Origin of the sequence: Tunicatimonas pelagia (assembly GCF_030506325.1) — a bacterium.
Lineage (GTDB): Bacteria > Bacteroidota > Bacteroidia > Cytophagales > Cyclobacteriaceae > Tunicatimonas > Tunicatimonas pelagia.
In genome coordinates, this window is the sequence record NZ_CP120683.1 from 4,629,637 (window position 1) to 4,641,769 (window position 12,133).

At 46.3% G+C, this 12,133-nt stretch carries 7 protein-coding genes; 4 read left to right on the forward strand and 3 right to left on the reverse strand.

Going from position 1 to position 12,133, the window contains the following annotated elements:
* Nucleotides 1-57: 57 nt before the first annotated feature.
* Nucleotides 58-2,532 carry an ATP-dependent Clp protease ATP-binding subunit gene (locus P0M28_RS19895; RefSeq protein WP_302204520.1) on the reverse strand — a complete coding sequence of 825 codons (2,475 nt, stop codon included), beginning with the start codon at nt 2,530-2,532 and terminating at the stop codon, nt 58-60.
* Nucleotides 2,533-2,798: 266 nt separating this feature from the next.
* Nucleotides 2,799-3,473 carry a hypothetical protein gene (locus P0M28_RS19900; protein ID WP_302204522.1) on the reverse strand — a complete coding sequence of 225 codons (675 nt, stop codon included), beginning with the start codon at nt 3,471-3,473 and terminating at the stop codon, nt 2,799-2,801.
* Between the two features lie 182 nt (nt 3,474-3,655).
* On the opposite strand from P0M28_RS19900, the gene P0M28_RS19905 reads away from it, so the two are divergent.
* The gene (locus tag P0M28_RS19905) at nt 3,656-5,182 is read left to right on the forward strand and encodes a sulfatase family protein (RefSeq protein ID WP_302204523.1); all 1,527 of its coding nucleotides are present in this window, start codon (nt 3,656-3,658) and stop codon (nt 5,180-5,182) included.
* Nucleotides 5,183-5,527: 345 nt separating this feature from the next.
* Nucleotides 5,528-7,900: an ABC transporter permease gene (locus P0M28_RS19910; protein ID WP_302204525.1), complete on the forward strand. Its 2,373-nt coding sequence runs from the start codon at nt 5,528-5,530 to the stop codon at nt 7,898-7,900.
* Between the two features lie 32 nt (nt 7,901-7,932).
* Here the strand turns inward: P0M28_RS19910 and P0M28_RS19915 are convergent, their stop codons facing one another.
* Entirely contained in the window at nt 7,933-9,453 is a 1,521-nt protein-coding gene (locus P0M28_RS19915; RefSeq protein WP_302204527.1) for a hypothetical protein, read from the reverse strand.
* Nucleotides 9,454-9,615: 162 nt separating this feature from the next.
* Between P0M28_RS19915 and P0M28_RS19920 the strand changes: the two genes are divergently transcribed.
* Nucleotides 9,616-10,632 carry a glycosyltransferase family 9 protein gene (locus P0M28_RS19920; protein ID WP_302204528.1) on the forward strand — a complete coding sequence of 339 codons (1,017 nt, stop codon included), beginning with the start codon at nt 9,616-9,618 and terminating at the stop codon, nt 10,630-10,632.
* Between the two features lie 76 nt (nt 10,633-10,708).
* Nucleotides 10,709-12,118, forward strand: a complete 1,410-nt coding sequence (locus tag P0M28_RS19925; RefSeq protein WP_302204530.1) for a Glu/Leu/Phe/Val family dehydrogenase — start codon at nt 10,709-10,711, stop codon at nt 12,116-12,118.
* Nucleotides 12,119-12,133 lie beyond the last annotated feature (15 nt).

Genomic DNA, 12,133 nt, shown 5'->3' on the forward strand with positions numbered 1-12,133 from the left:
GATATTCTCTAAATTATCAATTTATTAATTAAAGTATGCTATAAAATACCACTTGTCTTATTCGTATTTCCATACTAGTTCCCCCATATCATCCACATCCAATTCAATGACTGAGCCTTTTTTTACGCTTCCGGCGATGATAAGCTTAGAAATAGGTCGGCGCAACTGGTTGCGAATGACTCCGGTGAGCGGTCGTGCTCCGTATTCGGGAGTGTAGCCTGACAGTGCCAACTGCTGCTTGGCTTTATCGGAAATGTTGAGGGCAATTCCTTGTTTACCCAGCAGTGCTAGTAGTTTCTTCACGTGGATGTCAAAAATCTTCACCACATTCTCTTCCTGGATGGGGGCGAAAGGAACAATTTCAGTGACCCGCGCCAGGAACTCCGGACGGAAGCTGCCCCGCATCCGTTCCATCATCTGCTGGGAAGTAGGTAACTCTCCCTCAGCAAAAGTATCCATGATGTACTGACTGCCGATGTTGGAGGTGAACAGCACTACTGCGTTAGAGAAGTCGCCTTCTTTGCCCAGTCGGTCGTGCAGCTTGCCTTCGTCCATAATTTGCAAGAAGATATCAAAGACTGAAGCATGGGCTTTCTCGATTTCGTCAAACAGCACTACGGCGTAAGGCTTCTCTCGGATTTTGTTGACCAGAATGCCGCCTTCTTCGTAGCCCACGTAGCCCGCCGGAGCGCCCAGTAGCACGGCTGCCGAATGTTCTTCCTTGAACTCCGACATATCGAAGCGCAGCAGCGTAGACTCATCATTGAACAGAAATTCGGCCAGCGACTTAGCCAGTTCGGTTTTACCCGTTCCGGTGGGGCCGAGGAAGAAGAACGAACCAATCGGTTGACCGGGCTTAGTTAGACCGGAACGAGACTCTAGTACGGCATCGGAGATCACTTTAATGGCGTGGTCTTGCCCGATTACCCGCTGCTTCAAGTGCTCTTCCATATTCAAGAGCTTCTCCCGCTCTTTGGTCTGAATTTTCCCTAATGGAATGCCCGTTTTGTGGGCGACTACGGCGGCAACATCCGCCTTTTCTACGCTGCCCTTTTTATTTCCGGTCAACTTGAGTAGGGCATCAATGGTAGATTGCAGATAATCGCGCAGTGTCTCAGCTGTATCCAGTTCCTTCTCATCGATATCATCCTCTAGTTGGCTGAATAATATCGGACTGACTTTATCTTTCAGTTCGCGGTGGAACCAGCGCAGTTCAGCCAGCGTATCGCTCACCGCTTCGGTGGCAGAGGCTTTCAGTTTTTCTTCGAGTTGCTGTAGCTCTTTTTCGGAGGTTTCATCTGCCATACGGATAGCAGCCATGGTGCGGTCAAGCAAATCGATGGCTGAGTCGGGCAAACGACGGTCTTTGATGTAGCGTTTGGCGAGTTGCACCGCTTCGCGGGGAGTACCTTTTCCGACGGTGATGGTATGGTGCTGTTCGTAAAGGGGAACTAACGTTCGCACCATACGTTCAGCCACGGTTACATCCGGTTCTTCTACCCGCAGTACTTCAAAGCGACGGCTAAAGGCTTCTTCTTTCTCAATGTATTTGCGGTACTCTTCGTTAGTTGTCGCCCCAATGACGGTAATCTCGCCCCGAGCTAGTTCAGGTTTGAGTAGATTAGCCGCTCCGCTGCCGACTGGGCCAGTGCTATCTAGCATTAGGTGCAACTCATCAATAAAGAGAATCGCCTTTTCAAAGGTCTTAACTTCTTTGATAATATTTTTTAGTCGGTCTTCTACTTCACCTTTGTAAGATGCCCCAGCCACCAATGAACCTAAGTCTAGTTCAAACAATACGGCTGAGGCTAGGTATGCGGGGACTTTCTCGTTCACGATATCCAGGGCAAAACCATCGGCGAGAGCGGTTTTACCGACACCGGGTTCACCCACAATAAGTACATTGGGTTTAGTGCGCCGTCCGAGAATTTCCACCATCATGCGGGTTTCGCGATCACGACCGATGATGGGGTCAATCTTACCTTCGCGGGCTAGTGAGGTTTTGTCGTTGCAGTACTTGAATAAAGCTTTGGTTTTGCTAGGAGTAGATTTTTTGGGTTTAGTCCCGGCTGCAGGGGAAATTGCTTCCTGAATAGCTTCTTCGGCTACGACGGTAGACAGCAGATCATCCGCCGTAAGCGGAAAGGTTTTAAGCTGATCTTTAGTGAAGGCAACATTGGGTTTGCACAGTGCTGCCAAAATTACCAGAGGACTAATATCTTCTTCATTGAGTTTGAGCCGAATCAAATCAGCTTCATTAATCACGGATGAGACCTTTGCATCGCCCGGTGGCTCTTCGGGGATGCGGGTGTTCTTAGAGAGGTTTTCAATGCGGACTTCGGCCCACTCTTGCAGGTACGGAATGTCTTGATCGAGGGATTCTAGCAGCTCGCGTAGCCCTACATCTTTATGCAACAGAGCGTGCAGCAAATGAGCGGGGGTAAACTGAGCGTTTTGATATTCTTTGGCTAACGATTGGGCAATCTGAATAGTCCGCTTGCTCTCATCCGTCAGCGTTAAGGTTGATAACATAGATTAAGATAGTGTAAGTCTAGTTGTTAATCTTTAATGTTAGTGCTCGAGAACGGTAAAATGTAAACTACTCAGGTAGCATTTTTTATGGTACAACAACGAATAATCAACACTCTAATGTAGAAGGACTCTACTAAAAATTCACCTTATAAACCTATTGTTTTTTCTTGGAAAAAGCAAATTTTGCACTACGTAAGTAGATACGAAAAAGTAAAGATCAACAGAAATCGACCTAAAGGTTGGATAAGCGAAGCGAGATTGTAATTTTATTCTTGATCGCGCAGAAACTCAAAACCTACCCGCTTGCCAGTGCGGATGGCCGACAGCCCACTGGCTTGTAGTTTATCTTTTACGCTCAATTGCTTGCTTCCGTCAATGGGGGGAACGAATAAATCGAAGTCTATGGCATGGACTACGGCTGCCTCGGCCATTTGGTGTAGCGTTTTTTCATCGATAGGCTGCTGAGAGAAACTACTGTAGCGAAAAGCAAACTCCCGGCGGCCTTCCACAAAGAAGTGACGGTCTTTGTTGATAAATATTCTCCCAATTAGGTAGCCCACATCCGACAATCGATTGTAACGCAATGAATCTGACAGGAAGTTATAGACCACAATCATTCCGCAGTAGGCACGGGTGGGGTCTTCCTTTACGTAGCCCGATTTGTGGACAAAGTATTCTGGGTTGAACGTAAACACATTGGTGTGCATCATAAATACCAGCATATCACCGGAGAAGCGTAACGATGATTCAAAGTCGCTTTGTGCTTTGTAAGCCACCTCTACCGGACTGTCTTCGCCCATCGCCCCGGCGGTATGCTTGGCAATGCCTTGCAGTACCTCATTAAGTTGTTGAAATACTTCTTTAGTCTGTTGGTAGATTTGTTGCTTAAGTACCCCTTTCTGTTGTAGGGCACTGATAATACGGTCGTTATTTGCTTCCATAGTTGGGTTTGATTCTGTAAGAAGAAGTTTAATTTTAGGGGAAATGTTTTAACAATAGTGTTATAGTGCGGTGGTGTTACGTATGAGTGTATTTCAGTCTAAGAGTCGGATTGTATGACGTTATACGCCCAAACATAACTGTACTATGACATTTAGCACCATAATACCAAAACACCTTTTCTATGCTCCTACGACTATTCCTCTTACTCAGCTTACTTATTGCTGCTTGCCAACCCCGTACTGATTCTTCTGAAGTAGATGATATACCGGATCACCCGCATATTGTCTACATTCTGGCGGATGATTTGGGTTGGGGCGATATATCGGTTCAAAACCCCGACTCTAAAATTTCTACGCCCAATATTGACCGTTTGGCTCAGGAAGGAATACGCTTTACTGATATGCATACTCCCTCTTCGGTTTGTACTCCCACTCGTTATGGTATCCTGACCGGGGAATATGCCTGGCGCAGTCGACTAAAGCGAGGAGTGCTGTTTGGGTATGACTTGCCACTTATTCCTGAAAAGAAAGTAACCGTAGCTGACCTGTTGCAGCGCAATGGCTACTACACCGCCGGGGTAGGGAAGTGGCATTTGGGTTTGCCTTATCAGATTAAAGAAGGCTCGGATTACCGGCAGCGGCACCAGGATTCAATAACAACGCTCGGCACTTCGGGGGATGTGGATATTCTTACAGCTTTTGAAGCGGGTGGTCCGACTGATTTAGGATTTGATGAGTACTACGGTATCCCAGCTTCGCTGGATATGGCTCCCTACGGCTATATTGAGAATAACGGTTGGGAAACACCGCCTACTGACAGTGTAGCAGCCGAAGAGCGTAGTCCCGATTACGCCAAGGGCTTTTGGCGAGGTGGGGAGGCCTCGCCCGATTTTGACCATCGGCAAGTGTTACCCAAGATTACCGAACGAGCCGTACAAGTGATTGAAGAACACGGGCAAACCCGAGGCAATGAACCTTTGCTTCTGTACTTTCCGCTTAACGCCCCGCATACCCCCTGGTTGCCTACTGAAGAGTTCCGGGGAAAGAGTAAGGCGGGTAAGTACGGTGATTTTGTGGTGATGGTGGATGATGTAGTAGGACAAGTGATGCAAGCATTAGATGAGCAAGGAATGACGGACAATACGCTTATCATTTTCACCAGTGATAACGGGGCGCATATAGACCATGTAGGCGAAGAGTACCAGCACGCAGGGAATGCTGACTGGCGGGGGCAGAAAGCTGATATTCACGAAGGTGGACATCGCGTACCTTTTATTGCCCGTTGGCCCAAGCGTATTCCAACAAATCAAACTTCTAGTGCTCTAGGTTGCCTCACCGATCTGATGGCGACGGCTGCTGCCATCATCGGGGATTCGCTGGCGGCGGAGGTTGGGGTAGACAGCTACAATCTGCTACCTGTTATGCTGGGCGAACAGCAAAACTTACACCGCGAAGCCGTAGTGCATCACTCGCTAGACGGCATGTTTTCAGTACGCAAAGGCGATTGGAAGTTGATTTTTGGGCTAGGCACCGGGGGCTTCACCCAGCCCCGCCGAGAGGAAGTTGCCGAAGGCGAACCTACCGGAAAACTATACAACATAGCTGAAGACCCTGGTGAAAAGAATAACCTTTACGTGGAAGAATCGGAGAAGGTGGAAGAGCTGACCACTGTTTTATCTCAATATAAAACTGAGGGAAGGAGCCGTTAATAATCCTTACTCCCTACTTGAGATGTGCCTATCCCCGGACTTGTTCCGGGGTCTCCCATATAGTAAGGTAGGAAATGCTGGAATTCGCTATGCTCATCCGGCAATACGTATTTGCTATTTATACTTTCCCCAGCTGAGGCTCCGCGAATGCCGGGGTCTCCATCATAGTAGGATAGAAACGCCGGAACAGGTCTGGCAATAGGTGAGAATCTGTGTTCGATTCCGAACAAGGGTGACCGTATTCGAACATGACTAAAGCTGCTTAATTGCCTATTTCGCCCACTAAGCCTATTATCGGGGGTGGCATACGAATTGAACTAGGGTGGTTGTAAAAAACTAATACTTATGCTTCGACACACCTTTCTACTCATTTACCGCAACTTCAAACGCTTTCGTAGCACATTCTTCATCAATCTTATCGGCTTATCATCGGGCTTGGCCTGTGCGCTGCTTATTTTCTTGTGGGTAAACGATGAGTTGAAGGTAGATAAGTTCCATGAGAAAGATGCTCGGCTGTATCAGGTGATGGAGGATATGAATCAGGCTGATGGTATCACTACGCAGGAGGGGACGCCGGGCTTACTGGCCGAGTCCTTAGCCGAAGATATGCCGGAAGTGGAATACGCTACGGCGGTTACCCCATCGGTTTGGTTCGGGGATTTTATACTATCGGTCGATGAGAAAAGTGTGAAAGCGCCCGGACAATTTGCCGGAGAAGATTTCTTTACCGTTTTTTCGTACAACTTATTGCAGGGAGAAGAAAGTCAGATGCTAACGGATAAAAATTCAGTGGTTATCTCTGAGGATGTTGCGATTCGTTTGTTCGGGACTACTGAAAATGTAGTGGGCAAAGCGCTGGACTGGCATCTGTTACAATTTACGCAAACAGCTACTATCTCCGGTATATTTGCAAATGTTCCTAGTAATTCCACCGCTCAATTTGATTTTGTCCTGTCGTTTGAGGCATTCAAGGAGATCAACCCGGGGGTGAAGAGTTGGGGGAATAATGGTCCTAATACATTTCTGGTACTTCAGAAGGGTACTGATGTGGCGGCATTTAACCAAAAAATTGAACGTTATATTGACGGTAAGTACCAGGAAAATGATTTTCGTACGCTGTTTGTTCGCCCTTACTCATCGGGCTATTTACACGGAACCTACGAAAACGGAGTACAAACCGGAGGGCGAATTGAGTACGTCCATCTGTTCTCTATCATTGCCATTTTCATTCTGGTGATCGCCTGTATCAATTTCATGAATTTATCTACTGCTAAGGCATCCCGCCGGGTGAAGGAGGTAGGTGTAAAAAAAGCGGTTGGGGCTAGCCGATCTACCTTAGTTGCTCAGTATCTAGGTGAATCTTTTCTGATGTCGTTCCTGTCGCTGCTGACTGCTATTGTATTAGTTGCCTTGTTATTACCCCAGTTCAACATGATTACGGGTAAGCAATTATCACTGGAGTTTACTCCTTCCCTCATTCTGTCTTTACTAGGAATTATCCTCTTCACCGCGCTGATAGCAGGGAGTTATCCGGCTCTGTATCTTTCGGGCTTTAATCCGACGAAGGTGCTCAAGGGAAAATTAGAAAGCTCGGTAGGAGAAATGTGGGCACGTAAGGGACTGGTCGTATTTCAGTTTGCTCTTTCGGTTATATTAATCGTATCTGTCTGGATAGTGTATCAGCAAATTGCGTTTGTACAGAACCGGAATCTAGGGTATGACAAAGAGAATCTAATTACTTTTCCGATGGACGGAAAGATCGCTGAAAACCCAGAAACCTTTTTGTCCGAAATAAAACGGGTTCCCGGAGTGGTGAATGCTTCCAGTATGCAACAAAATGTGGTTGGCAGCGATGCTTCAACGGTTGGACTCAGTTGGGAAGGGAAGAATCCCGACGATGTGGTTGAGTTCTGGAACTTTAGCATGGGCTACGATATGATGGAGACATTGGATCTAGAAATAGTAGATGGACGAAGCTTTTCACGCCAATTTAGCACCGATAGTTCAGCGATTATTTTCAACGAAACTGCCATTGAACTGATGGGGTTATCCAACCCAGTAGGGGCTACGGTAAATCTCTGGGGCCAAGACCGGCAGATTATTGGAGTGGTAAAGGACTTTCACTTTGAATCGTTACACCAATCAGTAAAACCTGCATTTATAAAAGCAGATTTTGAGTTTGCGATGAATATTGTAGCTCGCATAGAAGCCGGTAAGGAACGAGAAACATTAGCTCAGCTTCAGGAGTTTTATCAGGACTTCAATCCTGGCTACTCATTTGATTATCAGTTCGTAGACGCAGACTATCAGGCACTTTATGCGGCTGAGCAGCGGGTGTCCACTTTATCCAAATATTTTGCGGGGTTAGCAATTCTTATCTCCTGCTTAGGTCTTTTTGGTTTAGCAGCTTTCACGGCAGAGCGCCGGTTAAAGGAAATTGGTATCCGCAAAATATTGGGCTCTAGCGATTTTGGCATTGTTCGTTTATTATCGACGGATTTTACCAAAATGGTGTTAGCATCTATTGTTATCGCGCTACCAATAAGCTACTTCATTGCCCAGCAGTGGCTAGAAGGGTTTGCTTTTAGCATTTCACTTCAATGGTGGTATTTTGCCGGAGCGGGATTGGTAGCCTTACTCATTGCCTGGTTTACCGTAGGTCTACAAACCGTGAAAGCCGCCCGAATCAATCCAGCGGATTGCTTGCGGGACGAGTAAAGAAACAGCTAAGAACTCTAAAGTGCGAAAGGCTAATTGTAGGCTACTTTATTGATGAAGAACACTTTGCGAGTGGAGCTTAGGCCGGAGTCAGCAATAGAACGAATATCTTGGGTGCCGTGCACGTAGAAGTATTCATCGTACCACTTTTGAATACCAAATACCTCTTTGTCATTCTTACGCACTTCATCCTCTGGTCGGGGTAAAGCTACTTCGCTGGTAGCTACATCCTGTACTTCGCCGTTATCTTGAATGACCTTAGAAGTAATCTCACCGTCGAAGGAGTACATGAGCACTACTCGGTCTTGCTGGGAGTTTACATGAACCAGTTGCTTGAGCTGCATACTTTTAGCGTTGTCTAGTTTAAACGCATGGTCCCACAGTAGCTCGCCCTTTTTGTCGAAGCATACTGCAATGGCGTGGGTGTAGCGATACCCATCAAAGTACATGTTATTGTCGCGGTATGAGCCGTACCCACCAAAACCGCTGTAGTAATAGCTGTTGTATTTAGGGTAGTAAGCCTCGCCCAGCATGATGTACTTATCACCATCGGCAATAAGCTCGTGTACCACCATTCGGTAGTTGAGGCGAATTTTCCGGCCTTCTTGCTTTTTCTTTTCCAATCGACGTTTTACGCGTTCTTCACGGCGTTCGCGCATGTAACCGAAAAAATTTTCCAGGTCGGCGTAGCTGTAGTAGCGCATCTGCTGCTCCCCATTGGGGCTGAGGGTAGCCACGAACAGCCCTCGGGAGTAGCGGGAGCGTTTAGGGCCGTAGGTACCCGCCAGAAACTGCTTCTGCCCATCAAATTCGGTAACCTGCGCGTCCAGTAGGTTACGCCTACCCTGCGGTTTAAGCGGAGCACTCTGAAGCAGATTGCTGTATTGATCGTAAGCTTTCACTGTAACGGTCTTCACCTTCTCCGGGGTGACCTCGGCAATCAGTACGTCAAAGGTATTGTCGCGCTTATTCGGGATAATATCAATAATTTCTCCGTTTTCGCGGTAGATATCCGGCAGAACCCTAATTTTTCGTAAGAGCATATCGTAGTGCACCACCACCGGGCGGTAGTTAACGTTTCCGCCCAGCACCACAGTCTGACCGATAATCTCAAAGAACTCCAGGTTTACCGGAACAATTCGTCGGATAGAATGATAGGCTGTGTCGCCACTGGCTACTTCCATGTTCATCATTTCCATCGCCTTATCCTGGTATTGCCCCTTCTGAAACAAAATGCATAATTGCCCCCGGTCATAGTCGTAGCCTCGCAACGATAGCAAACTGTTAAGTTCGTAAGAGCGTTTCCACTTTTCGTTGAGATCAGTATCGTAGTAAATAAATTCCCACAAGCGGGTTCCATTTTTCTGTCGCGCCTCGGTTTCTCGGAACAGCATCAATCCTCGTTCTTCGGCCGAGACAACCACGTAATTATCGCTGTTGTTGTCAATCTCAATCTCAATCCGCTCCGGCTGAACAATCTGGCTCATCGACAGTGGGGCAATGCCTAAAAATAGTAGAGTAAAAATGAAGCTAGTATATATCCAGTCTCTCATAAAATCAGGTTGATGAACGGCCTTCGTTAATATGATAACAAAAAAGCCTATAGAAATTTACGGAATTTTAGAAAAAATTAAAAACAACATACTAATGATTAATGTCGGTGAGTATAAATCATTATTCACTAATCATTAATCATCATCGTCTATATTTGCCCTATGGCGAAAAAACTTAAAGTATTGATACTCCGCTTTTCTTCTATCGGAGACATTGTGCTTACCACCCCGGTTCCTCGAACCCTAAAAACCCAATTAGAGGCTGAGGTACACTACGCTACTAAGCAGCAGTATCATTCCCTAATGGCAACGAACCCATATATCGATAAAATCTACTTGTTAGAAAACAAACTATCGTCGCTCATTGCCCAGCTGAGGCTAGAAAAGTACGACTACATTATTGACTTACACAACAATCTTCGCACGCAAATTATCAAGAAACGCTTGGGGATTAAAAGCCATAGCTTTTCCAAACTAAACGTGGAGAAGTGGCTGATGGTTAACTTTAAAATTGATAAGCTGCCCAATGTGCATATTGTAGACCGTTATATGCAAACGGTAGCGCCACTGGGTGTGAAAATGGATAGTTTGGGATTAGACTACTTTATACCGGAGCAAGATGAAGTAGAGCCGGACTGGCTGCCCGAAACCCACCGCGAAGGATTTGTAGCGTACGCCATTGGAGCACAATTTAATACTAAAAAGCTTCCGGTAGATCGGATGATTGAACTGTGTGACCGAATTAATAAACCCATTATTCTTTTGGGCGACAAGAACGACTGGGAAACCGGGGAGCAGGTAGCGCAATTTTTTGCTCGTGATGAAGCTTCGCACGATTATGAAGAGAAATTAGCGGAGCTGGGTAAGAAAGCCCTAATCTGGAATGCCTGCGGAAAGTTTAACCTTAACCAATCGGCTTCTATTGTGCGGCAGGCTCGCTACGTATTTACCCACGATACCGGGCTTATGCATATTGCGGCGGCGTTTAAGAAGAATATTTTTTGCATTTGGGGAAACACTATTCCCGCATTTGGCATGTACCCCTACCGTACCAAATTTACAGTGTTAGAAAACAACCGGGTCAGTTGTCGCCCCTGTTCCAAAATAGGCTATCAGCAGTGCCCCAAAAAACATTTTCGCTGTATGCGCGGTATAACCTTCGACTTTTATTTACCTTAAGCAATAATGATTAATGAATGATGAGTAATGACTAATACATCTTTCTCATCAATCATTAATCATCAATCATTAAATTATGGAAAATTACAGCTTTTTTGACAACGTCAATAAGTTCGTCGGGCAAGCCGCCGGGTACTTAGAGTTACCTCAAGGGCTTCTCGATCAGATCAAACAATGTAATAGTGTTTACCAAATGAACTTTCCAGTAAAGTTGGATAATGGAAACTACGAGGTAATTGAGGCGTACCGAGTGCAACATTCCCACCACCGCCTGCCGGTAAAGGGAGGTATTCGCTACAGCATGGCGGTAAATGAAGATGAAGTGAAAGCATTGGCCGCGCTGATGAGCTACAAGTGCGCCCTAGTAGATGTGCCCTTTGGTGGAGCTAAAGGAGGAGTAAGGATTGATACCCGCAAATACAGCGAAAGCGAATTGGAAAAAATTACCCGACGGTATACGACTGAGCTTATTCGCAAGAACTTTATTAGTCCTGCCCAGGATGTACCTGCCCCTGACTACGGAACCGGAGCCCGGGAGATGGCTTGGATTGCAGATACCTACTCATCAATGAACACTGGTGAGCTTAACGCGCTAGCCTGCGTTACCGGAAAACCCATTTCTTTACACGGAATTCGTGGGCGAACCGAAGCTACCGGACGCGGGGTTTTTTACGGTATTCGTACTGCGGTAGATGTTACGGAAGATATGGAAAGCTTGGGTCTAACTCCGGGTTTGGAGGGCAAACGAATAATTATTCAGGGACTCGGAAACGTAGGATATTACTCTGCCAAATACTTGCAAGAAGGCGGGGCAATTATTACCGGAATTGCCGAGTACAACGGAGGAATCTATGATCCTAATGGCCTAGATGTAGAGGAAGTATATCAGTTAAAGCAGGAGAAAGGCTCCATTCTCGACTATAAGAATGCTAAAAATATTCAGAACTCTATTGAGCTGTTAGAGTACGACTGTGATATTTTGGTGCCAGCTGCTTTAGAAAATCAGATTACCGCCGAAAATGCCCCAGGGGTTAAGGCAAAGATCATTGGCGAAGCAGCCAACGGCCCGGTAACAACCGAAGCAGCCAATATACTTCAGGAGAAGGGATTACGCATATTGCCTGATTTTTACTTAAATGCTGGCGGGGTTACTGTATCGTATTTTGAGTGGTTAAAGAACTTATCGCACGTAGCCTTCGGACGCATGGATAAACGCTACGAAGAGCTGACCAACCGCAGTATGGTAGCGGCTATGGAGGAGATTACGGGGCATCAGCTTTCGGATACGCAACGAAGCTCACTGGTACGAGGGGCGGGTGAGATTGATATTGTGAACTCCGGTCTGGAAGAAACAATGATGAACGCCTATTATACCATTTGGGAAATTATGAAAACCAAAGAAACCGGTAGCCTCCGCATAGCTTCTTTCATTAGCGCGATGGAAAAAATTGCTACCGCCTACGTTGCCCGTGGTATCTTCCCTTGATGAATTCTATTCGTA